Below are 23,441 nucleotides of genomic sequence, written 5' to 3' on the forward strand. Positions count from 1 at the left end.
ACGGCGATCACCTCGGACCCGGGGTTCAACGGGGGCGAGTACGCCTCCCACACCGAGGTCGCCGCCGGGCTGCGCCGGCACGCCGGGATCTGGGCGGTGATGGGGTTCTCCACCGAGTTCTGGAAGCAGGAGGTGTGGCGGGCGCTGGAGTTCGACTCCAAGGAGGCGTTCCTGACCGGGTTCCTGGAGCCCTACTTCACCGTGATGGACCCGAACGACCTGCTGTGCATGGCGTGGAAGTGGCAGCGCGGGGACGTGGCCCGGCACACCGGCGGGGACCTGGCCGCGGCGCTGGGCCGGATCACCGCCACCACCTTCGTGCTGCCGATCAACGAGGACATGTTCTTCCCGGTGCGTGACTGCCGCGCCGAGCAGGAGCTGATCAAGGGCAGCGAGCTGCGGATCATCGACGACATCGGCGGACACCTGGGACTGTTCGGCATCGCCCCCTCCTACATGCCCCAGATCGACCGCCACCTCGGCGAGCTGCTGGCCCGCCCGGCCTGACCCGCTGACCCGTGGTCGGCCGGGGCGTCGAGACCCCGGCCGACTGCTCGGCGTCACGGGCCGCGATCCCCCGGCAACCCTGGCTGCCGGTCCGGCACCGTTGTGGGCCGTGACCGGATCGGTCGACTGACGTGTTGGTCGTGAGTACCCGAACCGTCTCGACACACGTGGAACGGATTTTCGCGAAGCTGAGCTGCGCCTCCGGGCACAGGCGGCGGCATTGGCGGTCGCCCACGGGCTCCTGCTCGTCGGGGCTCCTTCTGTGGCGCCGCCGCTGTTCACCAATGGACTCGACCACTCGTAGTCGACATCCTCGGTCACCGAGTCCTGGCGAAGCGGTGCGACGAGCCGTCGACGTGATCCTCGGTGCGCTCAACCAGACCGCCGAGTGGTCGGACCGCAGCCGGGACATGGAGACCGTCGGGACCTGGGTGGTCTTCCGCCTGACAGCCGGTCGACGGCTCCCGGCGCAGCCGGCCCAAGCCCGCGGCCGCCGGACGACGGCGACCACGGGACCGACGATCCGGCCGCCGCCGCGGCTCAGACCTCCAGGCCGACCGGCCTGCCGTGAAGGATCTGGTCCAGGTACTCCGACATGCCGTGCAGGGTCCGGCCGTCGTGCAGCGTCCAGACCATGAGGCTTTCGACGATGCGCGTGACCGACAGGGTTCCGCTGCCATCGTCGCGCCGGTTGCGCAGCGGCACGGTCGCCAGGGCGCGGCCCTGGACCTTCCACTCGCGCCGCGCGCAGCGCAGCACGACCGCGATACCGGCCTGCTCGTCCCGGTCGTCGCGCTCGGTGACGATGTCCAGGCCGTCGACCTCGTGCAGGGTCTCGCCGTCCCACACGAACCCGCCGCGGATCGAGGAGCCGTCCGGCCTGCCGAACCAGGCGCCCATGAAGCCGAAGCCGTCCGTGGCGCCGTGTACCCAGCGGTAGAACCACGGGGTCTGCCAGTAGCGTGGTCCCCAGGAGTGATCACGCAGGCCGAAGCCGCGCAGGGCGGTCTCGGTGCCGTCGACCACGACCCGGCCCTCCGCGGAGAGCAGCTGCTCGTAGTGGTTCGGCGCGAACGAGCCCTCCTCGGTGTCGAAGCTGTGGTCGAACGCGGGGGCCATCCCGCGGATCGCCAGCTCGACGGTGCAGTCCACCCGCGGGCTGCCGCCGAGCGCCAGCTTCGGGTCGTCCATCGCGGCCGGGTCGGCCACCACGGAGATCGGTCCGGAGTAGGAGATATCGATGTGCCGGAACGGCTCCCGCACGCGGAAGGCCATGCCGGCCCCCTCGAAGGCCTCGTTGGAGGTCACCTCCGGACGGGCGAAGAAGAAGCCCAGGCTGCCGTCCGGGAGGAACAGGCACACGGTGACCTCGCCCCGCCCCTCGTTCGGGCGGTTCGCCATTCGCACGAACCCACCGAGCCGCGCCTCGGGATCGTGGAAGTGGAAGTACATCGACTCGTTGAAGTTGGGCTCGGGACCCACCGGATGGGTGTAGTCGTCCTCGGGACGCACGGTGTCGCTCTCCTTCGGTCAGGAACGGACGTGGGCGAGGGCCGCGTCGAGCAGGTAGGCGATGGTGTGCTCGAGATCGATCAGGTCGAGCGCGCCGTGGTCACCCAGACTGCCGGACCGGCGGCGAAGCAGGACGCCCTGCAGCAGGGTGGCCGCCTTCCAGTGGGTGAAGGCCCGGTAGTAGCCCAGCCCGCCCACGTCCAGCCCGGTGCGGGCCGCGTAGTCCGCGATCAGCCTCTCCCGGGAGGCGAAGCCACCGACACGGGTGGGACTGGGCATGGTGATCGCCGGGTCGCCGGGCGAGCGCCAGTCGTCGACCAGCCAGGCGAGATCCGCGAGCGGGTCGCCGAGGGTGCAGAGCTCCCAGTCCAGCACGGCGGTGATCCCACCGTCCTCGACCAGGAGGTTCGACAGCCGATAGTCGCCGTGCGCGATCACGACCCGCTGTTGCCTCGGGACGGCGCCGGTGAGCCGGCGCAGGCACTCCCGCCAGGCGCCCGCCGCTGCGGAGCCACCGCCCCACGCCTCCCAGTTGCGCCGGGTCCGGTCGATCTGGCGATCGAGGTAGCCGTCCCGGCGGCCCAGGTTTCCGAGTCCGACCGAGTCGGGGTCCAGGTCGTGGATGCGGGCGAGCACCTCAACGGTCTCGACCGAGAGCCGGCCGCGCTCCTGCGGGCTCAGGGCGCCCGCGTCCCGCTCGTCGGCGAGGGCGACGCCCCGAACCCGTTCCATCACGCAGAACGCACCGCCGATCCCGGCGGCATCCGCCCCCGCCGCGACCACCACCGGGACCGGTACGGACGTTCCGGCGAGGGCGCGCAGGATGCGGACCTCGCGGTGCACGTCGTGAGCGCCCGCAGGGGCGCCGGGTGGCGGGCAGCGCAGGATCCACTGCCTGCCCTCGGCGTCCGTCACCACCGACGTGATGTTGGACTGTCCGGCGCCGAGCCGGTCGATCCGCAGGGGCGCGGCGAGCCGCTCGACGTGGCCGGCGAGCCAGCCCGCCAGCGCCTCCTCGGCCTCGGGACCGGTCGTCACGCGCTCCCCAGCCGCAGGTCCCACAGCGGGGCGTCGGCCACGGCGGCGATCTCCGTGTCGAAGCGCACCCCGCACCCCCCGCAGCAGAACTCCCGGAACTCCACCAACGCCGCCATCCCTTCGTCACCGCCCTCGAACTCGGGGGCGATCTCGCTCGTCGGCCTGCGGACCGTGACCACGTGGTCCTTGTCGTTGCCGTCCGCAGGGCCCGCGTCGGCGCCGCACCGGCCGCGGCGGAACGTGGTCAGCCGACCGGGTTGGTGCCCGGGACGGCACCGTCCAGGTCGACGATCTCGTCCCAGCGGTCCCCGACCTGCTCGATCGTGGGCACCTCGGCGAAGGTGACGCCCTTCGACTGGAACTGCCGGACGCGGTGCACCTGGCCGCCGCCCGCGACCAGCACGCTGCCGGTCTCGGTGTTCTCCTCGGTCAGTAGGTGCCCGACGACCGGTGCGACGAAGCCGGGCGTGAGCCGGGCGAGCAGCTCCGGTGGCGCGATGTCCTCGGTCATCCGGGTCGCGGCCATCGGCGCGATGGCGTTGGCGGTGATGTTGTACGTGCGACCCTCGATCGCGAGGGTGTTGATCAGGCCGATCAGTCCGCCCTTGGCGGCACCGTAGTTGGCCTGGCCGAAGTTGCCGTAGATGCCCGAGGTCGAGGTGGCGACCACGATGCGCCCGAACGACTGCGCGCGAAAGTGCGGCCACGCGGCGTGCAGCGGGTAGAAGCCGCCGTAGAGGTGGACCTGCTGCACCGCGTTCCAGTCGTCCGCGGACATCGTGTGGAACGCCTTGTCCCGCAGGATCCCGGCGTTGGCCACCACCCCGTCGATCCGGCCGAACGCGTCCAGCGCGGTCTGGACGACGGCCTTGCCGCCCTGCTGGGTCGCGACGCTGTCGTAGTTCGCGACGGCCTCGCCGCCCGCCGCCGTGATCTCGGCCACCACCGCGTCGGCGGCCGCGGACCCGGCGCCGCTGCCGTCGCGCGCCCCGCCGAGGTCGTTGACGACGACCTTCGCCCCCGCCCGCGCCAGCACGAGCGAGTACTCCCTACCGAGCCCGTTGCCCGCTCCGGTCACCGCGATGACGCGGCCTTCGACTCCTGCCATTTCTCCGACCACCCCTCTTCGATGACGATGCCGGGCCCGCTCACACGTACAGGCGCCCGACGCTCTCGATCACGCAGGCAGGCTTGTCCGAGCCCTCGACCTCGAGCACCGACGTCACGACGGTCTCCACGAAACCGTCGCCCTGCCGCACGTCGGTCAGGGTCGAGCTCAGCCGCACCCGCTTGCCGACCGGGACCGGCGCCGGAAACCGGACCTTGTTGAGGCCGTAGTTGATCCCCATCCTGACGTTCTCGACCGCGTAGAGCCTGCTCTGCAGGTCCGGCAGCAGGGACAGCGTGAGGAAGCCGTGGGCGATGGTGCCGCCGAAGGGCCCCGTGGCGGCACGCTCGGGATCGACATGGATCCACTGGTGGTCACCGGTGGCCTCGGCGAACAGGTCGACCCGCCGCTGGTCGATCTCGACCCATTCGGTCGGGCCGAACGAGATGCCCTTCGCCTGCAGCAGCTCCTCCACGGACGCGAAGGTCCTCATCGTCCACACTCCGTCCTTCGAGATCGGTGCCGACCCGCGAGCGACGGCACCCGTTTTTAACGCAAATTAATACAATGCCGTAGCCCACCATGTCGCCTCGTCGCTGTCAAGTCGGCGGCATCGACCGGAGCGGAGCGATGCCGCTGTCTCGCCACGCCCCTTTGACCGCCATGGGCGCGGTGCCTACTCTGAATTATAAAATCTCGATTAAACATCTGATCGGAGGAGATGATCGTGCCTTCCCCGGACAGCACGTTCGATGCGCTCGTGGTGGGCGCCGGGGCGGGCGGCCTGTTCGCCGCCGCCCGGCTCGCCCACGCCGGTTACACGACCCTCGTGGTCGAGCGCCTGGACAAGGTCGGGGGCCGCGCCTCCACCACCGACATCGACGGGTTCAAGGTCAACGACGGTGCGATCGTGATCGAGACCGGCACGATCACCGAGCAGACCTTCGCCGAGGTCGGGGCCGAGTTCAACGTGCGCGCCCCCGAGGTCCCCGTGCTCTACCGCGTCGGGAAGAAGAACCTCGACGTCACGCGTGGTGGCTGGGGCCTGCTGCTCTCCACGCTGACCCGCCAGGGCGCCAAGATCGTCAGCGGGATCGGCGCCGCGCGCACCGACGACGACGCCCTGCCCGGCAGCGAGCTCTCCACCGCCGACTGGGTGCGCAAGTACACCAAGAGCGAGGCCGCCCAGGGCGTGTTCCGCAACATGTGCGCCTCGATCTTCGCGGTCTCCTCCGAGGAGCTCCCCGCCCGGGTGTTCCTCACCTACTTCACCCGCAAGTCGGCCTTCAAGAAGTTCGGCTTCTGCCCGGACGGCACCATCGGCGTCTGGGAGTCCCTCGCGGCCACCGTCACCGCCCGCGGCGGGCAGGTCTGGCTGTCCAGCGAGGTCGAGAAGCTGCACGTCGACGACGGCCGGGTCACCGGCGCCACCATCCGCCGGGACGGCCGGAGCATCGAGATCGCCTGCACGGTCGCGGTGAGCGACATCGGGCCCGCGGGGACGGTCCGCCTCGTCGGCGAGAGCGCCCTACCCGGCGAATACCTGGAGCAGGTCAAGATCAAGGATCGGCCGTGCTCGATGCTGGCGCTGAACTTCGCCAGCCAGGAGCCGCTCATCGACGTGCCGGGCATGCTGCTGTTCTCGGTCACCGAGCGGCTCTGCTACGTCGCGAACTTCACGGCGACCTGCCCGGAGATGGCGCCGCCCGGTTGGCACCTCTACGTGGCGGCCTCGGTGCCCAAGCCCGCCGTCGGCCCGTTCGACGAGGAGGCCGAGATCGCGCTTCTCACGAAGGACCTGGCCGAGCAGATCGAGGGCTTCACGCAGAAGGCCCGGATCCTCTCGATCAACGTCATGAAGGACGACTGGCCCCCGCAGCGCGCCGTCGCGGGCTACGACCTGCGGCCCGAGACCCCGATCGCCAACCTGTGGAACGTCGGCGACGGCGTCAAGGAGTACGCCAACGGCGGCACCACCGCCTGCGCGGAGACCGCCAAGATCGTGGTGGAGCAGATCAAGGCCGACTTCCCGCCGGCCGGCTCCTGAACGCGGCCACCCGGGTGCCTGCGCGCCGCGGCTCCACCGGGACGCGGCCCTTCGCGCAGGCGCGCGGCACGGTCACGGTCGGGGCAGCCTCGCGAGCTGCCCTCCGGCGTCACCGGGCCGCCGCACCCGGGGCTTCCCGTCGTTGCGACGGTGCCGCACCCTCGATATTCTAATCAAAATTATGAGACCGTCGCGCCTGAGCGTCCCAGGTGGTCGACCGCGGTCCGCTCAGCTCCGCCCAGTGTGACGACGCCGTGCACGGAAGGAACCAGCCCTGATGCTCGATCGCGCGTACCTGCCCGCCGACGACTCCACCCCGCTCGTCGAGATCACCGTCGGCGACCTGCTGCGTCAGCGGGCCGGCGAGCACCCGGACCGCCTGGCCCTCATCGGCACCCGGCACGGCTCGGGCGTCGAGCTGCGCCTGACCTACGCCGAGCTGCTCGCCGAGGCCGAGCGGGTGGCGACCGGGCTGTCCCGGCTCGCCGCGCCGGGCTCGTTCGTCGCGCTCTGGGCGCCGAACGTGGTCGAGTGGCCGATGATCCAGTACGGGGCCGCACTCGCGGGCGTCACCCTGGTCGCGCTCAACCCCGTCCTGCGGCAGGCGGAACTGGAGTATGCGTTGCGGCACTCCCGGGCGACGGTGCTGCTGCACGCCGACAGCAGCCGGACCTACGACATGGCCACCGTGGCGAAGCAGCTGGGCGAGCAGATCCCGGAGCTCACCGTGCTGAGCCTGTCCGAGACCGACCGCTGGCGGCCCGCCGAGCCGGACCCGGCGGTCCTCGCGGCCGCCCCGACCGATCCGGCCGCGCCGGTCATGCTGCAGTACACCTCGGGCACGACCGGTCGCCCCAAGGGCGTCCTGCTGCGGCACCGGTCGCTGGTCAACGTCGCGAAGCTGACCATGGAGGCCATCGACGTCGAGGCGGGCGCGGTCGGGCTGAACCCGCTGCCGATGTTCCACACCGCCTCCTGTGTCATCGGCACCCTCGGGCCGTTGTGGATCGGTGGGACCGAGATCCTCATCGAACAGTTCGACCCGGTCGGCGTCCTCGACGCCATGCGGCGGGAGAACGTCACCGTGCTGTTCTACGTGCCCGCGGTCTTGGGTGCCCTCCTCGAGGTCCAGCGGTCCTCGACCGAACCCGCGCCCCGGCTGCGCACGGTGCTCGGCGGTGCGTCGAACGTGTCGCCCACCATGATCGAGGCGGCCGAGCGGGTGTTCGGCGCCGCGGTGATCAACCTGTTCGGCCAGACCGAGCTCGCCCCCGTCCTCACCGCGACCCGGCCGACCGACTCGCGGTCCGACCAGCTGCAGACCGTCGGCCACCCGCTGCCACAGGTCGACGTGAAGATCGTCGACCCGGCGACCGGCGAGGTGGTTCCCCTGGACACCCCCGGCGAGATCTGTGCGCGGGGTTACCAGCAGCTGATCGAGTACCTCCACGACCCGCAGGCCACCGCGGCGACGGTGGACGCCGAGGGCTTCGTGCACACCGGCGACCTGGGCACGATGGACTCCCGGGGGTACATCCGGCTGACCGGCAGGCTGAAAGAGCTCATCATCCGCAAGGGCGAGAACATCGCCCCGGCCGAGATCGAGTCCTGTTTGGCCGAGCTGGAGTTCGTCATCGACGCCGCGGTCGTCGGGATCCCGGACGAGACGCTGGGGGAGCTCGTCGCGGCGGTCGTGCGCGTGCGCGGTGCGGAGCCCGCGGACCTGCGCGAGCGGCTGATCGCGCACTGCCGCGAGCGGCTCTCGCCCTACAAGCTGCCCGCCCGGTGGTTCGTGACGACGGACTTCCCGCTCACCCCCACCCAGAAGGTCCAGAAGTTCAAGCTCGTGCAGTCGATCACCGAGGGTGAGCTGCGCGAGCTCGTCTGAGGTCGACAGCAGCGTGGGCCCGCCCGACCCGCCCGGGTCAGGCGGGCGCGTAGTGCACGACCCCGCCGACCTCACAGGCGGTCACCGCCCCATCCGTGACGAGCAGGTCCAGGTGCGCGGCGATCTCCAGGACGGCGAGCGAGGCGTGCTCGGTCTCCAGGTCGTCCAGCGTGCTCATCCGGCGCGTCCACGGCAGCCCGGCGGCGACCTCGTACGCCGTGCTCGCGCCGGCCTTGAGCTGGGTCAGCGACGCGTCGAGCCGCTCCTCGTGGTGGCGTAGCAGCTCGTCCACTCGGGTGTGCACGCTCGGCGAGACCGGGCCGTGCGCCGGCAGCATGAGCGCGTCCGGCAGGTCCCGGACCAGGCGCAGGGAGGCGAGGTAGCTGCGCAGCGGGGCGGGTTCCGGGGCGCGCTCGTAGCCGATCGAGGGCGTGATGTGCGGGAGCACGTGATCGCCCGAGAAGAGCAGGCCCGCGGGCGCGTCCCGCAGCACGATGTGTCCGCGGGTGTGGCCGGGGGTCGCCCGGACCTCCAGCCGCCGCTCCCCCACGCCGACCTCCTGGCCGTCGTCCAGCCAGCCGTCGGGGGCGCCCCAGGGGGCGTCGTCCTTCTCGTCGAGCGCCTTCAGCAGCGTGGCCATGTCGTCGGCGAGCCGCGTCGCGCCCGCCCGCCGGAGCAGCTGCGGCTGGGGAGCCCGCTCGCCGTCGGTCCGCCTGCGCAGCATGGCCTCGACCGAGGGCAGCTCGCCACGGCCGAGCTGCACCCGCGACCCGAACCGCTCGCGCAGCGCGAGCGCCTGCGTGTAGTGGTCGTGGTGGGCGTGGGTGACGACGATCCGGTCGACGTCCCCGAGCCGGTAGCCGAGGGCACCCAGCCCCTGCTCGAGGCTCTCGCCGCCGTCGGCACCCACCCAGCCGGAGTCGACGAGCACGGGTCCGGTGGGAGCGTCGATGACGTAGACGTTGACCGCACGCAGTCCGGACAACGGCAGCGGGAGCGGGATCCGGTGCACACCGGCGACGACGGCGTGCGTGCCCGGTTCGGTCCAGTCCTGCGGTTGCTCGGCCACATTCGGTCTCACGATGTTCCCGTCCTCGGACATGGATTGAATATAAATTCGAAGAAGCTCCGACGCACCGCGGGCACCCGGCGAGGCGTCGGCCGGGCGACCGCCCTCGGCCGCGCCGGACCGGGGCCGCCGGGAGGGTCAGGCCTGGACGGCGGCCCCGGCGCTCAACAGCGCCTCGGCATCGAGACCGGCCTCGGACAGCACCGCCCGGGTGTCGCGGCCGGGGGTGGGCGGCTCGACCGGGGTGGACACCGGGTGGGCCGAGAACCGTGGGGCCGGGCCGGGCTGCAGGACGCCCTCGACCTCGACCAGCGTGCCGCGAGCCGCGATATGCGGGTGCTGCAGCGCGCCACGTAACCCCAGGACGGGCGCCACGCAGGCGTCGGTGCCCTCGAACACCGCGGTCCACTCCGCCTGCGTTCGCGTGGCGAAGCGGCCGGCCAGGATCGAGCGCAGGGCAGGCCAGGTCGAGCGGTCGTTCTGGTCGGCCGGGGCGGCCTCGGCGGGATCGACCTGCAGGAGTCGCAGCAGTTCCGCATAGAACTTCGGTTCGATCGGCCCGACGGCCATGTGCCGCCCGTCCGCGGTCTCGTAGACCGAGTAGTAGGGCGTGCCGCCATCGAGCAGGTTGGAGCCGCGCCGGTCCACCCAGCGGTCCTGGGCCATCAGGGCGTGGACCGTCGCCAACAGGTTCGCCGCGCCGTCGACGATGGCCGCATCGACGACCTGACCGCGGCCCGTGCGCTCGGCCTCGAGCAGCGCCGCCAGGATGCCGGTGACCAGGTACATCGACCCACCGCCGAAGTCCCCGACGAGGTTGAGCGGGATCTGCGGCGGTACGTCCGGGTCACCCATCGACCCCAGCGCACCGGTGATGGCGATGTACCCGATGTCGTGCCCGGCCGTGGGGGCGAGCGGCCCGTCCTGGCCCCACCCCGTCATCCGGCCGTAGACGATCTTCGGGTTGCGCTTCCACACGTCCTCGGGACCGAGCCCCAGGCGCTCCACCACGCCGGGCCGGTTGCCCTCGAAGATCACATCCGCGCGCTCGACCAGTGCGAGCACCGCCTCGACCGCCGCCGGTTTCTTCAGGTCGAGCACCACGGACCGCTTGCCGCGGTTCGTGACGTCCGTCCAGGCAGAGCCCTGCGGCGCGGAGGCACCGGGCCGCTCGACCCGGATGACGTCCGCCCCCATGTCGGCCAGCAGCATCCCGGCGAACGGGCCGGGCCCGATCCCCGCGAGCTCGATGACGGTCCGGCCCGCCAGGGGCCCGCGGGCGGCGGTGTCCGATGTGCGCTCAGGCAACGTCGACTCCTCGTTTGACTCGCTCGTTCACGGGGACGGGTCCGCCGGGTCAGAGACGCTCGATGATGGTGGCGTTGGCCATGCCGCCGGCCTCGCACATCGTCTGCAGGCCGTAGCGGCCACCGGTCGCCTCGAGGTGATGCAGCAGCGTGACCAACAGCCGGGTGCCGGACGAGCCGAGCGCGTGACCGAGCGCGATCGCCCCTCCGCGCGGGTTCAGCTTCGCCGGGTCGGCACCGAACTCGCGGGCCCACGCCAGCGGCACCGGCGCAAAGGCCTCGTTGACCTCGTAGGCGTCGATCTGGTTCAGGGTGAGCCCGCTTCGCGCCAGCACCTTGTGGGTCGCGGGTATCGGCCCGGTGAGCATGTACAGCGGGTCGTCGCCGACGACCGAGAACGCGTGGAAACGCGCCCGGGGCCGCAGCCCCAGCCGGTTCGCCCGCTGCTCGCTCATGATCAGTACGGCTGAGGCGCCGTCGGTCAGCGGCGAGGAGTTGCCCGGCGTGATCTTCCAGTCGAGGTCCGGGAACCGGGCCGCCATCTCGTCCGTCCGGAACGAGGGCTCGAGGGCGGCGAGCCCCTCGGCCGTCGTGCCGACCCGGATCGTCTCGTCGGTGCTCAGCTGCGGCGCCTCGGGAACCCCGACGACCTCGGTGTTGAACGCGCCGTCCGCCCAGGCGGCGGCGGCCCGCCGGTGCGACTCGGCGGAGTAGGCGTCGAGCTCGGCACGCTCCAGCTTCCAGCGCTGGGCCACCAGCTCGGCGGAGACCCCCTGGTTGACCAGGCCCTCGGGGTACCGAGCCGCGGCGCGGGCGCCCATGCTCGTGGGCCGCGAGCTGCCGATCGGGACGGCGCTCATCGACTCGATGCCCGCCGCGATCAGCACGTCGTGCACGCCCGCCATGATCGCCTGCGCGGCGAAGGCCGCGGCCTGCTGGCTCGACCCGCACTGCCGGTTCAGCGTGGTGCTGGGCACCGACGCCGGGAAACCCGCGCCGAGGACCGCGTTGCGCCCGATGTTGCCGGCCTGCTCCTTCACCTGCTGGGCGCAGCCCGTGATGACGTCCTCGACGAGTCCCGGGTCGATGCCGGTCCGCTCCACGAGCGCGGCGAGCTGACCCGCGAGCAGGTCGGAGGGGTGGACCTCGGAGAGCGCGCCCCCCTTCTTCCCCTTTCCCACCGGGGTCCGGACGGCATCGACGATGACCGCGTGCTCCACTGCGCACTCCCACTGGTCGACGGTTTTTCTAAATCCGAGTAGACATGATGGGCCCGCACGGGGCAACGTGGCATCGATCTAATCTAGATTCGAAGATCGGGGGTCGCAGGCCGGCGCCCCGCCACCTCGACGACGGAGGAAAGCCATGGACCTGGGACACGCGGGGGCCCGCGTTGTCGTCACCGGCGCGGCGGCCAACATCGGCCGGGGCATCGCGCACGTGTTCGCCCGCGAGGGCGCGCGGGTCCTCGTCGTCGACATCGACGGCGAGCGGGCCGAGCGCGTCGCGGGCGAGCTGCGCGAGCTCGGTGCCCCGGACTCGGCCGCGCTCGCGCTCGACCTGACCTCCGCGGGCGCCGGGGGCCGCGTGGTCGGCCGGACGCTGGAGGCCTGGGGCGGGATCGACGTGCTGGTCAACAACGCGGGCTGGAGCAGACCCGGCTGGTTCACCGAACAGACCGACCGCGAGCTGTGGCACCGGACCGTGAACCTGAACCTGCTCGCGGCCGTCGACTGCACGCAGGCGGCCCTGGTGCCGATGCAGGAGGCGCGCAGCGGCTCGGTGGTGTTCCTGTCGAGCGACGCCGCGTTCGGCGCGGTGCGCCAGGGCATCTACGGCAGCACCAAGGCCGCGCTGATCGCGCTCGCCCGCACCGTGGCCAGGGAGAACGGGCGCTACGGCATCCGCTCCAACGTCGTCGCGCCCGGGCTCGTGCTGCCGCCGGAGGACGTGCCGGTCGGCGAGCACAGCGTGTGGGCCGGAGGCCGGGACACGCTGTTCTCCCCGGAGCAGGTCGAGTCGATCGTGAAGACCCAGGCGCTGCGCAGGCTCACCACGCCCGAGGACATCGGCAACGCCGTGGCCTGGCTCGCCTCGGACGTCGTGTCCCGCCAGGTCACCGGCCAGGTCGTCGCCGTCGGCGGCGGGTCGTCGATGCCGTGAGGCGACGGCGGCGCGGGAGGTCCCGGAACCTCCCGCGCCGGGTCCGGTCAGCCCGTCAGCTGCTCGGCGGCCTTCTGCGCGAGCCTGAACTTCTGCACCTTGCCGGTGGGCGTGGTCGGCAGCTCGTCCGCCGTGGTGAGCAGGACGTGCTTGGGCACCTTGAAGCGGGCGAGCTTCTCCTTGCACAGCTCGATCACCGCCGCCGGGTCCACGACGGCGCCGGGTTCGGGCACGATCCACACGCAGCCCACCTCGCCCCAACGGTCGTCCGGCACGCCGACGGCGTAGGCCTGGCTGACCCCCGGGTACCGGGTCAGCAGCTCCTCCACCTCCTTCGGCATGACCAGCTCGCCGCCGGACTTGTAGAGCTCCTTGCTCCGGCCGGTGATCTGGAGGTAGCCGTCCTCGCCGACCCGGCCCAGGTCCCCGGAGAACACCCAGCCGTCGCGCAGCGCGGCGGCCGTCTCGGCCGGCTTCTCCCAGAAACCCAGCATGTGCGTCGGCCCGGTCGAAATGAGCTCGCCCTCGCTGCCCGCGGGCAGCTCCTCGGCCGTGACCGGGTCCACGGTCCGGTAGCGGCAGATGCCGTCGCCGTGCTCCGGCATGCCCGCGACGCCCGCCAGCTTGATCCGCCCGACCGTGCCGGAGTGCCGCTCGAGCGGGTCCTCGGGCAGGGTCATCGTCATCGCGCCGCCGCACTCGGTCATGCCGTAGCCGGTGGTGATCTCGGTGATGCCGAGCTCGTCACGCACCTTCTCCCACAGCCACACCGGCGCGGGTGCGGCCCCGGACAGCACCGCGAACACCGACGACAGGTCGCGGGTGGCCTTGTCCGGGTGCTCGAGCAGCGCCACCGTCATCGTCGGCACGCAGAGGATCTCGGTGGCACGGTGCCGCTCGATGGCCGCGAAGTAGTCCGCGGGCGAGAAGCTGGTCCGCGGGATGATCGCGCCACCGACGAACATGACGGCCAGCAGGCCCTCGACGTACCCGAACATGTGGTAACAGGGCAGCGAGAACAGGATCCGGCGGCCGTCCTCGAAGCCGCGGGTCAGGGCCGAGGCGTACCCCGTGCGCTGGGGCGCGTCGTGGACGACCATGACGCCCTTGGGCGACCCGGTGGTGCCCGAGGTGTAGAGGATGTCGCCCAGGTCGTTCGGGTCCGCGCTGCGCCCGTCGGCCGCGCCCTCGTTCGCCCGCCCCAGCGCGTCGAGCTCCTCGACCGAACGCACCCCCTCCCGCAGCCTGCCGTCGGTGGACAGCTGCACGACGGCGCGCAGGTCCGGCAGCTGCTCGGTCGGCCCGTCCACCCAGCCCGGGGCGATCTCGTCGAGCATCGCCGGGTAGTCCAGCCCCGCGAACCCGGTCATCGTGATGAGCACGTTGCACCGCGACTGGCGCAGCACGTACGCGAGCTCCTCCGTGCGGTACAGGAAGTTGAACGGGATGGCGACGGCCCCCGCCCGCGCGATGGCGAACTTGAGCGGGGTGAACTCGAGGTAGTTGGCCATCAGCAGGCCGACCCGGTCGCCCGGCTGCACGCCGAGCGCGGCGAGGCCGTCGCCGAGCCGGCGGGCCCACGCCGCGGTCTCCCGGTAGGTCAGGCTCCGGTCATCGGTGATGACCAGCGGCCGGTCCGGGAACTCGGCGGCGCAGCGCTCGAGGCGCTGGTCCAGAGACATCGGCTCCCACGTCGGGAAACGCGCCTCGAGCGCGGCCCGGCGGTCTGCCAACGATTCGGTCATCGGCGCCCTCCTCAACTCACTTAATCTCCGATAGATTAGTGAGCACCGACGTCCGGTTCAAGCGCGGGTCCGATCCGTCCGCGCTGCTCAACCGCGTGTCACCGGAGGGTTGCACCGCGTACGTCTCGGCGTCGCACCATTTTTCTCATCTCGATTCAGCACTAGGGTGCTCGCCATGACGGAGGCACGAGGCCGGGTGGGCGCCGCGGACGCGGTCGTGCCCTCTGACACCAGCGGCGACACCGACCGCGCGGCGTCCGCGCGTCCCCGGGGACGCCGTCGGGGCGGGCCGTCCCGGTTCGACCCGGAGTCCTCCCGCGAGGAGGGCAAGGCCGCCAAGACACGGGAGCGCATCCTCGACGCCGCGGCCGTGGTGCTCAACCGCAAGGGGTACGCGGGCACCCGGCTCGCCGACATCGCCGAGTTGGCCCAGCTCCAGGCACCCGCCATCTACTACTACTTCCCGTCCCGCGACGAGGTGATCCAGGAGGTCGTCCAGGTCGGGCTGCGGCGGGTGCTCGCGCACGTCCGGGCGGCGCTCGCGGCCCTGCCGGACGGGAGCACGGCCATGGACCGGATCCTGTGCGCCGTGAGTGCGCACCTCGAGATCGTCCTGCGGGACTCCGAGTACGCCTCGGCGGCCATCCGCCACGCGGCGGAGCTGCCGGCCCCGATCCGCGAGGTCCAGCTGCTCGACGAGCGCCGCTACGGCGCCCTGTGGCGGACCTTGATGGAGGACGGGGTCGCCGCGGGCGAGATCTCTTCCGACCTCGATCCGCGGGCGGCCCGCATGTTCGTCCTCGGGGCGCTCAACTGGGCCCCGGAGTGGTGGAGCGAGGAGCGCGGCCCACTGCCGGAGACCATCTCCACCGCGCGCCGGCTCGTGCTCCGGGGGCTGCGCCCCTGACCCGGCGACCCTGACCCGGCGATGCCGCTCCCCACCCACCCTCAACAATTTTACTATCATTTAAATAGACACGGCACGGCCGCCACCCACCGAAGGGACCGAACCGACGATGCGGCGCACTCTCTACACCGACGACCACGAGCAGTACCGCGCGATGGTGCGTACCTTCCTGGCCCGCGAGGTGGAGCCGCACTTCCTGCGCTGGGAGGAGGAGCGCGGCATCGACCGCGACCTGTTCCGGGCCGCGGCCGCGCAGGGTGTGTACGCCCTTTCGGTGCCGCAGGAGTACGGCGGCTCCGGCGAGCGGGACTACCGCTACCGGATGGTCGTCAACGAGGAGATCGCCCGGATCGGCGCGACCTCCCTCGGCATGACGTTGGGCCTGCAGGACGACCTGGTCCTGTCCTACCTGCTCGACCTCACCGACGACGAGCAGAAGAAGCGCTGGCTGGTCCCCTTCGCCCAGGGCGAGCTGCTCGGCGCGCTGGCGATGACCGAACCCGGCACCGGCAGCGATCTGCAGGGGATCCGGACGACGGCCCGGCGGGACGGCGACGGGCCGGACGCCGACTGGATCCTCAACGGGCAGAAGACCTTCATCTCCAGCGCGCTCAGCGCCGACTTCGCGATCGTCGCGGTCCGCACGGACCCGGAGGCGGGCTCGCGCGGTTTCAGCCTGCTCGTCGTCGAGCGGGGCATGCCGGGCTTCGCGCGCGGGCGCCAGCTGAACAAGGTCGGGCTGCACGCGCAGGACACCGGCGAGCTCTTCTTCACCGACGTCCGCGTCCCGGCGGCCAACCTCATCGGGGTCGAGGGCGAGGGCCTGATGCACCTGATGAGCCACCTGCCGCACGAGCGCCTGGGGCTGATCGCCTCGGGGATCACGTCCGCGCGAGCCGTCTACGAGCACACCGCCCGCTACTGCTTCGAACGGCAGGCCTTCGGGCAGGCCATCGGGGACTTCCAGAACACGCGGTTCCAGCTCGCCGAGATGGAGACCGAGCTGGACGTCGCCGAGGCCTTCGTGGACAAGTGCGTGCTGGCGTTCAATGCGGGCGAGCTCACGCCCACCGACGCCGCGAAGGGCAAGTGGTTCGTCACCGAGCTGCAGAAGCGGATCGTGGACCGCTGCGTGCAGCTGCACGGGGGTTACGGCTACATGCTCGAGTACCCGGTGGCGCGCGCGTTCGTCGACTCCCGCATCCAGACGATCTACGGCGGCACCACGGAGATCATGAAGGAGCTCATCGGCCGGGAGGTGGCCACCCGCTGCCGGCCCGCCTGACCCGCACGGCGGGCCGCGGACGGGAACGGGGGACGGGGCCACACGGCCCGTCCCCCGTTCCGGCGGCGAGTCGGCTCAGAGCCGCTCGATGATGGTGACGTTCGCCTGGCCGCCACCCTCGCACATCGTCTGCAAGCCGTAGCGGCCTCCCGTGCGCTCCAGCTCGTGGAGCATGGTGGTCATCAGCCGGGCCCCGGTGGCGCCCAGCGGGTGCCCGAGCGCGATCGCGCCACCGTTCGGGTTGACCGTGGCCGGGTCGGCGCCGGTCTCCTTGATCCAGGCCTGGACCACGGAGGCGAAGGCCTCGTTGATCTCGACGGTGTCGATGTCCCCGATGGACAGCCCGGTCCTCTTCAGGGCGTACTCGGTGGCGGGGATCGGCGCGGTGAGCATCCACACCGGATCCGCGCCGCGCACGCAGATGTGGTGGATGCGGGCTCGCGGGGTGAGCCCGTGGGTCTTCACGGCATTCTCCGAGGCGATCAACAGGGCCGCGGTGCCGTCCGAGATCTGGCTCGACACGCCGGCGGTGAGCCGCCCGCCCGGACGCAGGGTCTTCAGCCCGGCCAGCGCCTCCAGCGAGGTGTCCCGGCGGGGGCCCTCATCGACGGCGACGTCCCCGAACGGGACGATCTCGCGCTCGAACCGGCCCTCGTCGATCGCCCGGATCGCGCGGTGGTGGCTCTCCAGCGCGAAGACCTCCATGTCCTCCCGGGACAGCTCCCACTTCTCGGCGATCATCTCCGCGCTGCGGAACTGGGTGATCTCCTGGGTGCCGTAGCGCTCGGCCCAGCCCCTGCTGCCGTTCCACGGGTCGACGGCGCCGTAGGGCTCGCCCGCGGTGAACGAGCACAGGATCGGGTACTGGCTCATGACCTGGACGCCACCGGCGATCACCAGATCCTGGGTGCCGGACATGACCGCCTGGGCCGCGAACGACACGGCCTGCTGGCTCGACCCGCACTGCCGGTCGACCGTGGTGCCCGGGACGGTGTCCGGCAGGCCCGCCACCAGGGCCGCGGTGCGCGCGATGTCGCCCGCCTGGGCCCCGATGGTGTCGAGGCAGCCGTAGATGACGTCCTCGATCGCCGACGGGTCCACGCCGGTCCGCTCGACCAGGTGCGTGATCGGATGCGCAGCCAGGTCCGCCGGATGCACAGCGGCCAGCCCGCCCTTGCGACGGCCGACCGGGGCCCGGACGGCGTCGACGATGAAGGCCTCGCCCATCAACTTCCTCCTCCACAGGGACCGTGGCCCGGCCGGGCCGCGGTCTGTTCGGGCCGGGTGGCGCGTCAGGCGCCGCCCGCCGCCTGCGTGGCGGCGGCCGCGGCGTTGCGCTTCTCGGCGAGTTCGAGGGCAGCCTCCCAACTGCTGCGCCTGCCGATCTGCACCCGGTACTTCATGACGTCCGCGCGGCGGTCCAGGGTCAGGGCCGCGGTGAGCCGGTCCCCGGTCCGATAGAGCGCGACGAACCTCCGCTCCCGGACCGAGCCCGACACGACGCGGATCTCGTCCGCCGCGGGAATCCCCACGAACTGGATCCGGCTCTCGTACCAGTCCGACCAGAAGTACGGCACGGTCTCGTAGGCCGTTCTCGCCTCCGGCGCCACGGCGTTGCGGGCGGCGACCGCGCCCTGCTCGGCGGCGTTGGTCCAGTGCTCGATCCGCATCGGCCCACCGGTCGGCAGGTCGGCGAAGAGCGGGTTGCGCCACCGCGCCACGTCGCCGGCGGCGTACACGCCCGGCAGGTCCGTCGCGAGGGTCTCGTCCACGACGATGCCGTCGTCCAGCGTCAGGCCCGAACCTTCGAGCCATTCGGTCTGCGGGGTGGCGCCGATGCCGGCGACGACGAGATCGGCCGCCAGCACGGTGCCGTCCGCCAGTCGCACACCGGTCACCCGGTCGGTGCCCTCCACGGTCTCGACGCCGACGCCGCACCGCAGGTCGGTCCCGTGGGCCGTGTGCAGGGCCGAGAGCGCCGTGCCCATCTCCCCGCCGATCGCGCGGACCAGCGGGGTCGCCTGCGCCTCGACGAGGGTGACCGGCAGCCCACGCTTGCGGGCGCCCGAGGCGACCTCGGAGCCGATGAACCCGGCCCCGACGACCACGGTGCGCGCCCCGGCGTCGAGCGCTGCCCGCACCGCGACCGCGTCGTCCAGGGTGCGCACGGTGTGCACGCCGACGAGGTGCTCCGTCCCCGGCAGGGTGCGGGCTCGCGCGCCCGTGGCGATCACCAGCCCGTCGTAGCCGATCCGGCGGTCCCCCACGAGGACCTCGCGGGCGTCGGGGTCCAGGCCGCTGGCCGGCTCGCCGAGCATGAGCTCGACGCCCAGCTCGTCGCGCAGGTACTCCCGCTCACGGAAGCGGACCGGCGGAACCGGCCCGGCGTCGAGGTAGGCCTTCGACAGCGGCGGGCGGTCGTAAGGCAGGTGCTCCTCGGCACCGATCAACGTGACCGGGCCCGGGTGACCGGCCGCGCGCGCGGCCTCGACAGCCCGCAGACCCGCGAGTGAGGCGCCGACGATCACGAGACGACGGCCCTGGGACGGCGGCATCGGCGAACCTTCCTCCGAAACGTATTTGAATTTAGAGTAAACTTTGTCCCTCGACACGTCAACGTCGGGTGGTGCCGGACCCGCCGGGTCCCCGAGAACCGCTCCACCGACGTGCTCATGACGACGGCTTTCACTACGTCAAGGCGTCACTGACCGCAGCGTTTAGGATCGCGACGTGCCCAGGAAGACCGCACCACCGCCGGACGACGACCAGCCGACCGACGGCGAGGCCGCCGCGACCAAGTCCGCGCGCACCCGTCAGCGCCTGCTGGACTCCGCGGCCGCGGTCCTGGCCCGAAAGGGGTTCGCGGGCACGCGCCTGTCCGACATCGCCGCACAGGCGCAGGTGCAGGCGCCCGCGATCTACTACTACTACCCCTCGCGCGAGGACCTCATCGAGGAGGTCATGACCACCGGAGCCTCGGCGATCCGCAACAACCTGGAGAAGACGCTCGCCGAGCTCCCGGACGGCACGCCGCCCGCCGCGCGGATCGCGGCGGCGGTCGAGGCCCACCTCCGCCTCGAGCTGGAGATCTCCGACTATGCCAAGGCGATCACCCGAAACGCCAACCAACTGCCCCCGTCGCTGAGCAAGCGGGCGAAGGCCGAGGTGACCGCGTACTACGAGCTGTGGCGCGGACTGATCGAGGACCTCGCGGCCGCCCAGCAGCTGCGCGAGGACGTCGATCCCTCGGTCGGGCGCATGATCGTGCTGGGCGCCCTCAACTGGACCGCGGAGTGGTGGCGCCCCGAGCGCGGTTCCCTCGAGGACGTCATCCGCACCACCCAGTCGATGGTCCTGCACGCGCTGCGCCCCTGACCCAGCTTTCGAATCAGGATTCGACGACGTAGGTTCGGTCCGTGACCGCGACGACCTACACCGACATCCGCTACGGCGTCACCGGCGGGGTGGCCCACCTGGAGCTGAACCGGCCCGAGGCGCTCAACTCCTGGACCCCCGCGATGGCGGCCGAGCTGCTCGACGCCGTGCGCCGGGCCGCGGCCGACGACGAGGTCCGGGCGGTGCTCGTCACGGGAGCCGGGCGGGCCTTCTGTGCGGGCGCGGACGTCAAGGACCGGCGGGAGCTGACGCCCGAGGGCTACCCGGACCTGTCGAGCAGGCTCCGCGAGATCTACAACCCGATCATCGAGACCATCCGGGCGACCCCGAAGCCGTTCGTGGCCGGGATCCACGGCGCCTGCGCCGGCCTCGGCGTGTCCCTCGCGCTGGCATGCGACCTGTTGGTCGCGGCCGAGGACTCCTACCTGCTGTTGGCCTTCGTGCGGATCGGCGTGATGCCCGACGCCGGGGTCACCGCGTTCCTCGCCGAGCGGGTGGGTCTGACGCGCGCGGCCGAGCTGTGCATGCTCGGCGAGAAGCTCCCGGCCACCACGGCCCTCGACTGGGGCCTGGTCAACCGCGTCCACCCGGCCGCCGAGCTGCACGAACGGGCCGCCGAGCTGGCCTCCCGGCTCGCGAGTGCGCCGACGGTCGCGCTCGGCGGCATGAAGACCGCCCTCACCGCCGCCGCGCAGCGCGGGCTGCGCGAGCAGCTGGCGCTGGAGGCGGACCTGCAGCACCGGAACGGCGCCACGGCCGACTACGCCGAGGGACGGGCCGCCTTCCTGGAGAAGCGCCCCGCGAGGTTCACCGGGCGCTGAGGGACGCGCCGGTGGGTCAGCGCCCGTCGAACTCGGGCGCCCGGCGCTGCGCGAACGCCAGGATCCCCTCGCGCACGTCGCCGCGCGAGGCACCCGCCACCATGGCGTCGTACTCGGCGACCAGCTGTTCGGGGTAGCTGCGCGACCAGGTCTGCGCGTAGAGCCTCTTGATACCCCCGTACGCCCAGGTCGGCCCGGCGGCGAACTCGGCGGCCTGCTCGTCGGCGGCCTTCGCCAGATCGGCGACCGGCACGACCCGGGTCACCAGCCCCAGCTCACACGCCTCGCACGCGGTCACCGGGGTGCTCCGCAGGCTCAGCTCCAGGGCCTTGCGCAGGCCGACCAGGCGCGGCAGGTACCAGCTGCTGCCGCCGTCCCCGGTCATCCCGAGCTTGACGAACCCGGTGGCGAGCTTCAGATCGTCGGCGGCCAGCACGATGTCGGCGAGCCAGAGCAGGCCGAGCCCGCCGCCACCGACCCCGCCCTGAGCGGCCACCACGACCGGGACCGGCAGCGCCGCGAGCCGCGGCAGCACCGAGCGGTGGAAGCGGCCGATCATGTGCTCGAGCTCGGCGGGGAGCTCATCCACCCGCTCACCCAAGTACGTCAGGTCCCCGCCCACGCAGAAGGCCGGGCCCTCCCCGGTGAGCAGCACGACCCGGGCGTCCCGTGCCTCGACCGCCGCCTCCAGCCCGCCGACGGCCTCGTGCAGGGCCTCGACCATGTCGCGGTCGATGGCGTTGCCGGCGCACGGCCGAGTCAGCCGCATCCGGGCGATGCCGTTGTCGAGCCGGACGGTCACCCTCTCCTCGTTCACCCCGGTCCCCCGCTCAGCGGCCGGTGAAGGACGGGGCCCGGCGTTCGAGCACGGCGGCCAGGCCCTCCCGGGCGTCCGCGGTGCCGGAGAGCTCCGACACCGTCCGCGCCTCCTCGGGCAGCTGCGCCTCGACCCGCGAGCCCAGGCCCGACCAGACCAGACGCTTGACCGCACCCAGCGCCCGCGGGGCACCCGCGGCGAGGGTGCGGGCGATCGCCCAGGCCCGCTCGTGCAGCTCCGCGTCCGGGACGACCGTGGTGATCAGCCCGATCTCGAGGGCCTCCGCCGCGGTCAGGGTGGGGTTGAGCAACAGGATCTCCAGGGCCTTGCGGACCCCGACCAGCTGCGGCAGCGTCACCGACGACCCGGCGTCCGGCGCCATCCCGACCCGGGCCGCGCCGGACATGAACTTCGCCGACTCCGCTGCGACGACGATGTCCGAGGCGCAGACCAGGCCCAGTCCCCCACCGCCCGCGGCGAAGCCGTGGACCGCGGCGACGACCGGGACCGGCAGCGCGAGCAGGCCCTGCGCCACGTTCTGCAGCCAGGCGGTCGCCTCGCGCAGGTAGTCCGGCAGCGCCTCGCCCTTGCTCGCGAACGTCTTGACGTCACCGCCGGCGCAGAAGTTCGGGCCCTCGCCGGTGAGCAGCAGAACCCGCAGCTCCGGCCGGACGGTGGCGACCATGACGCCGTCGTAGAGCGCGCGCAGGAACGGCACGTTCATCCCGTTCGAGGCCTCGGGGCGGTTCAGCCGCAGGTGGCCGACGCCGTCGTCGTCGAGGTCCAGCAGCACCATCCCGGTTTCGATCAGTTTCATGCGCGCTCCTTCCCGAGGAACCGGTCGATCCCGGCCCCCGCGTCCTGCCCGGCGAGGTGTGCCAGGGTCTCCTCGACCTCCGCGGCGAGCCCCTCGGTCAACGAGCCGCGCAGGCCGCCGCGGACGAGACGCTTGATCCGGGTCAGGGCTCCGGAGTCCTTGCCGGCCAGATTGTCGACGACGGCGTCGACCGTCGCGTCGAACCGGTCCGCCGGTGCAGCCCGGTAGACCAGACCCCACGCGGCCGCCTCGGCCCCGCTCAGCCGGTCTCCGAGCAGGATGTGTCCGAGGGCCCGCTGCGTGCCGACGATCCGCGGCAGCCGCTGCGAGCCGCCGCCCCCGGGGATCATCCCGAAGTTGGCGTGGTTGTCCGCCAGCACCGCGTCCTCGCGGACCACCGCGATGTCCACGGACTGGATGAGCTCGAACCCTCCCGCCATGGCGTAGCCCTCCACGGCGGCCACCACCGGGACGGGCAGCTCGGCGATCAGCTCGCAGGCCCCGATGAACGTCTCGAACAGCGGGCGGAGGGACTCGGCGCCCCCGGCGCGCAGCCGGGCGACCTCGTGGAAGTCCCCGCCGGCGCAGAAGTGCCCGCCCGCGCCCCGGATCACGATCACGTCCGCCCGGTCCGCCGCCGCGGACAGGCCGTCGCGCAGCGCGGTGGCCAGCGAGAGGGTGATCGCGTTGCGTGCCTGCGGCCGGTTCAGGACGAGATGCGCGACGCGGCCCGCGGCCCGCTGCTCGATCCGGCTGAGGACCGGCCGCTCGACGTCGACGCCGGTCACCCGTCGTCCTCGCGCCAGCGGTCGGCGGCGGGGTCCAACAGCTTCGCGAGGTGGCCCGGTGGGAGCCAGACCAGCGTCTCCAGTTCCAGGGCGTCCAGGAAGCGGACCTTGCCGGTCTTGCGGTCCTCCAGCCGTAGCCTGCGGCTGTTGGCCTCGGCGTCGATCCGGACCGAGACCTCCGCGAACTCGTTGCCGACGATGTCGGGCGGGATCTGCATCGGCGGCC

22 protein-coding genes and 1 pseudogene are annotated in these 23,441 nt (G+C 72.2%); 8 read left to right on the top strand and 15 right to left on the bottom strand.

Annotated features, from left to right (window positions below; all coding sequences use genetic code 11):
- A pseudogene (locus ACFQE5_RS12345) lies at nt 1-507 on the top strand (hypothetical protein); the annotation flags it as partial.
- 540 nt (nt 508-1,047) lie between these two features.
- On the opposite strand, the gene ACFQE5_RS12350 reads toward ACFQE5_RS12345, so the two are convergent.
- The 5 genes from ACFQE5_RS12350 to ACFQE5_RS12370 all read right to left on the bottom strand — a co-directional run bounded on the left by ACFQE5_RS12350 (nt 1,048) and on the right by ACFQE5_RS12370 (nt 4,658).
- Entirely contained in the window at nt 1,048-2,019 is a 972-nt protein-coding gene (locus ACFQE5_RS12350) for a DUF7065 domain-containing protein (RefSeq protein ID WP_379585012.1), read from the bottom strand.
- Between the two features lie 18 nt (nt 2,020-2,037).
- On the bottom strand, nt 2,038-3,057 hold the full coding sequence (locus ACFQE5_RS12355; protein WP_379585013.1) for a phosphotransferase family protein: 1,020 nt from the start codon (nt 3,055-3,057) through the stop codon (nt 2,038-2,040).
- Nucleotides 3,054-3,236: a hypothetical protein gene (locus ACFQE5_RS12360; protein WP_379585014.1), complete on the bottom strand. Its 183-nt coding sequence runs from the start codon at nt 3,234-3,236 to the stop codon at nt 3,054-3,056. The genes ACFQE5_RS12355 and ACFQE5_RS12360 overlap by 4 nt, the downstream gene beginning before the upstream one ends.
- A gap of 65 nt (nt 3,237-3,301) precedes the next feature.
- Entirely contained in the window at nt 3,302-4,165 is an 864-nt protein-coding gene (locus tag ACFQE5_RS12365) for an SDR family NAD(P)-dependent oxidoreductase (RefSeq protein WP_379585015.1), read from the bottom strand.
- 40 nt (nt 4,166-4,205) lie between these two features.
- Nucleotides 4,206-4,658: a MaoC family dehydratase gene (locus ACFQE5_RS12370; RefSeq protein ID WP_379585016.1), complete on the bottom strand. Its 453-nt coding sequence runs from the start codon at nt 4,656-4,658 to the stop codon at nt 4,206-4,208.
- Nucleotides 4,659-4,892: 234 nt separating this feature from the next.
- Here ACFQE5_RS12370 and ACFQE5_RS12375 point away from each other — a divergent pair, with 234 nt between their 5' ends.
- Nucleotides 4,893-6,212 (top strand): phytoene desaturase family protein, encoded by a 1,320-nt coding sequence (locus tag ACFQE5_RS12375; RefSeq protein WP_379585017.1) that lies wholly within the window; start codon nt 4,893-4,895, stop codon nt 6,210-6,212.
- Nucleotides 6,213-6,489: 277 nt separating this feature from the next.
- Entirely contained in the window at nt 6,490-8,100 is a 1,611-nt protein-coding gene (locus ACFQE5_RS12380; RefSeq protein WP_379585018.1) for a class I adenylate-forming enzyme family protein, read from the top strand.
- Between the two features lie 37 nt (nt 8,101-8,137).
- Here the strand turns inward: ACFQE5_RS12380 and ACFQE5_RS12385 are convergent, their stop codons facing one another.
- The 3 genes from ACFQE5_RS12385 to ACFQE5_RS12395 form a co-directional block, all read right to left on the bottom strand.
- Entirely contained in the window at nt 8,138-9,202 is a 1,065-nt protein-coding gene (locus ACFQE5_RS12385) for an MBL fold metallo-hydrolase (protein ID WP_379585019.1), read from the bottom strand.
- A gap of 105 nt (nt 9,203-9,307) precedes the next feature.
- On the bottom strand, nt 9,308-10,477 hold the full coding sequence (locus ACFQE5_RS12390; RefSeq protein WP_379585020.1) for a CaiB/BaiF CoA transferase family protein: 1,170 nt from the start codon (nt 10,475-10,477) through the stop codon (nt 9,308-9,310).
- A gap of 49 nt (nt 10,478-10,526) precedes the next feature.
- On the bottom strand, nt 10,527-11,696 hold the full coding sequence (locus tag ACFQE5_RS12395; RefSeq protein ID WP_379585021.1) for a thiolase family protein: 1,170 nt from the start codon (nt 11,694-11,696) through the stop codon (nt 10,527-10,529).
- Between the two features lie 145 nt (nt 11,697-11,841).
- Between ACFQE5_RS12395 and ACFQE5_RS12400 the strand changes: the two genes are divergently transcribed.
- A complete protein-coding gene (locus ACFQE5_RS12400) occupies nt 11,842-12,639 on the top strand; it encodes an SDR family NAD(P)-dependent oxidoreductase (RefSeq protein WP_379585022.1) in 798 nt (265 codons plus the stop codon).
- 47 nt (nt 12,640-12,686) lie between these two features.
- Here the strand turns inward: ACFQE5_RS12400 and ACFQE5_RS12405 are convergent, their stop codons facing one another.
- Nucleotides 12,687-14,384 carry a class I adenylate-forming enzyme family protein gene (locus ACFQE5_RS12405; protein ID WP_379585023.1) on the bottom strand — a complete coding sequence of 566 codons (1,698 nt, stop codon included), beginning with the start codon at nt 14,382-14,384 and terminating at the stop codon, nt 12,687-12,689.
- 175 nt (nt 14,385-14,559) lie between these two features.
- On the opposite strand from ACFQE5_RS12405, the gene ACFQE5_RS12410 reads away from it, so the two are divergent.
- Entirely contained in the window at nt 14,560-15,291 is a 732-nt protein-coding gene (locus ACFQE5_RS12410; RefSeq protein WP_379585024.1) for a TetR/AcrR family transcriptional regulator, read from the top strand.
- Between the two features lie 109 nt (nt 15,292-15,400).
- The gene (locus ACFQE5_RS12415; RefSeq protein WP_379585025.1) at nt 15,401-16,576 is read left to right on the top strand and encodes an acyl-CoA dehydrogenase family protein; all 1,176 of its coding nucleotides are present in this window, start codon (nt 15,401-15,403) and stop codon (nt 16,574-16,576) included.
- Between the two features lie 75 nt (nt 16,577-16,651).
- On the opposite strand, the gene ACFQE5_RS12420 is transcribed toward ACFQE5_RS12415, so the two are convergent.
- On the bottom strand, nt 16,652-17,803 hold the full coding sequence (locus tag ACFQE5_RS12420) for an acetyl-CoA C-acetyltransferase (RefSeq protein ID WP_379585026.1): 1,152 nt from the start codon (nt 17,801-17,803) through the stop codon (nt 16,652-16,654).
- Between the two features lie 65 nt (nt 17,804-17,868).
- Nucleotides 17,869-19,131: an NAD(P)/FAD-dependent oxidoreductase gene (locus ACFQE5_RS12425; RefSeq protein ID WP_379585027.1), complete on the bottom strand. Its 1,263-nt coding sequence runs from the start codon at nt 19,129-19,131 to the stop codon at nt 17,869-17,871.
- A gap of 175 nt (nt 19,132-19,306) precedes the next feature.
- Here ACFQE5_RS12425 and ACFQE5_RS12430 point away from each other — a divergent pair, with 175 nt between their 5' ends.
- Together ACFQE5_RS12430 and ACFQE5_RS12435 are read left to right on the top strand one after the other, a co-directional pair.
- On the top strand, nt 19,307-19,951 hold the full coding sequence (locus ACFQE5_RS12430; RefSeq protein WP_379585028.1) for a TetR/AcrR family transcriptional regulator: 645 nt from the start codon (nt 19,307-19,309) through the stop codon (nt 19,949-19,951).
- A gap of 41 nt (nt 19,952-19,992) precedes the next feature.
- The gene (locus ACFQE5_RS12435; protein ID WP_379585029.1) at nt 19,993-20,793 is read left to right on the top strand and encodes an enoyl-CoA hydratase-related protein; all 801 of its coding nucleotides are present in this window, start codon (nt 19,993-19,995) and stop codon (nt 20,791-20,793) included.
- 16 nt (nt 20,794-20,809) lie between these two features.
- Here ACFQE5_RS12435 and ACFQE5_RS12440 read toward each other — a convergent pair whose 3' ends face one another.
- Genes ACFQE5_RS12440 through ACFQE5_RS12455 form a run of 4 tightly spaced genes read right to left on the bottom strand, consistent with a single transcriptional unit; the run spans nt 20,810 to nt 23,433 of the window.
- Nucleotides 20,810-21,595: an enoyl-CoA hydratase/isomerase family protein gene (locus ACFQE5_RS12440; RefSeq protein WP_379585030.1), complete on the bottom strand. Its 786-nt coding sequence runs from the start codon at nt 21,593-21,595 to the stop codon at nt 20,810-20,812.
- 28 nt (nt 21,596-21,623) lie between these two features.
- Complete coding sequence (locus ACFQE5_RS12445) at nt 21,624-22,427, bottom strand: enoyl-CoA hydratase/isomerase family protein (protein WP_379585031.1); 804 nt, start codon at nt 22,425-22,427, stop codon at nt 21,624-21,626.
- A complete protein-coding gene (locus ACFQE5_RS12450; protein WP_379585032.1) occupies nt 22,424-23,215 on the bottom strand; it encodes an enoyl-CoA hydratase/isomerase family protein in 792 nt (263 codons plus the stop codon). The genes ACFQE5_RS12445 and ACFQE5_RS12450 overlap by 4 nt, the downstream gene beginning before the upstream one ends.
- Nucleotides 23,212-23,433, bottom strand: a complete 222-nt coding sequence (locus tag ACFQE5_RS12455) for a hypothetical protein (protein ID WP_379585033.1) — start codon at nt 23,431-23,433, stop codon at nt 23,212-23,214. The genes ACFQE5_RS12450 and ACFQE5_RS12455 overlap by 4 nt, the downstream gene beginning before the upstream one ends.
- Between the last annotated feature and the right edge of the window lie 8 nt (nt 23,434-23,441).

The organism is Pseudonocardia hispaniensis (assembly GCF_042658695.1).
Classification (GTDB): Bacteria; Actinomycetota; Actinomycetes; order Mycobacteriales; family Pseudonocardiaceae; genus Pseudonocardia; species Pseudonocardia hispaniensis.

Coding starts and splice junctions, on each gene's coding strand:
- ACFQE5_RS12425 (WP_379585027.1), bottom strand. CDS start 19,131: ATGCCGCCGTCCCAGGGCCGTCGTCTCGTGATCGTCGGCGCCTCACTC.
- ACFQE5_RS12370 (WP_379585016.1), bottom strand. CDS start 4,658: ATGAGGACCTTCGCGTCCGTGGAGGAGCTGCTGCAGGCGAAGGGCATC.
- ACFQE5_RS12445 (WP_379585031.1), bottom strand. CDS start 22,427: ATGAAACTGATCGAAACCGGGATGGTGCTGCTGGACCTCGACGACGAC.
- ACFQE5_RS12400 (WP_379585022.1), top strand. CDS start 11,842: ATGGACCTGGGACACGCGGGGGCCCGCGTTGTCGTCACCGGCGCGGCG.
- ACFQE5_RS12365 (WP_379585015.1), bottom strand. CDS start 4,165: ATGGCAGGAGTCGAAGGCCGCGTCATCGCGGTGACCGGAGCGGGCAAC.
- ACFQE5_RS12410 (WP_379585024.1), top strand. CDS start 14,560: ATGACGGAGGCACGAGGCCGGGTGGGCGCCGCGGACGCGGTCGTGCCC.
- ACFQE5_RS12420 (WP_379585026.1), bottom strand. CDS start 17,803: ATGGGCGAGGCCTTCATCGTCGACGCCGTCCGGGCCCCGGTCGGCCGT.
- ACFQE5_RS12415 (WP_379585025.1), top strand. CDS start 15,401: ATGCGGCGCACTCTCTACACCGACGACCACGAGCAGTACCGCGCGATG.
- ACFQE5_RS12385 (WP_379585019.1), bottom strand. CDS start 9,202: ATGTCCGAGGACGGGAACATCGTGAGACCGAATGTGGCCGAGCAACCG.
- ACFQE5_RS12405 (WP_379585023.1), bottom strand. CDS start 14,384: ATGACCGAATCGTTGGCAGACCGCCGGGCCGCGCTCGAGGCGCGTTTC.
- ACFQE5_RS12380 (WP_379585018.1), top strand. CDS start 6,490: ATGCTCGATCGCGCGTACCTGCCCGCCGACGACTCCACCCCGCTCGTC.
- ACFQE5_RS12455 (WP_379585033.1), bottom strand. CDS start 23,433: ATGCAGATCCCGCCCGACATCGTCGGCAACGAGTTCGCGGAGGTCTCG.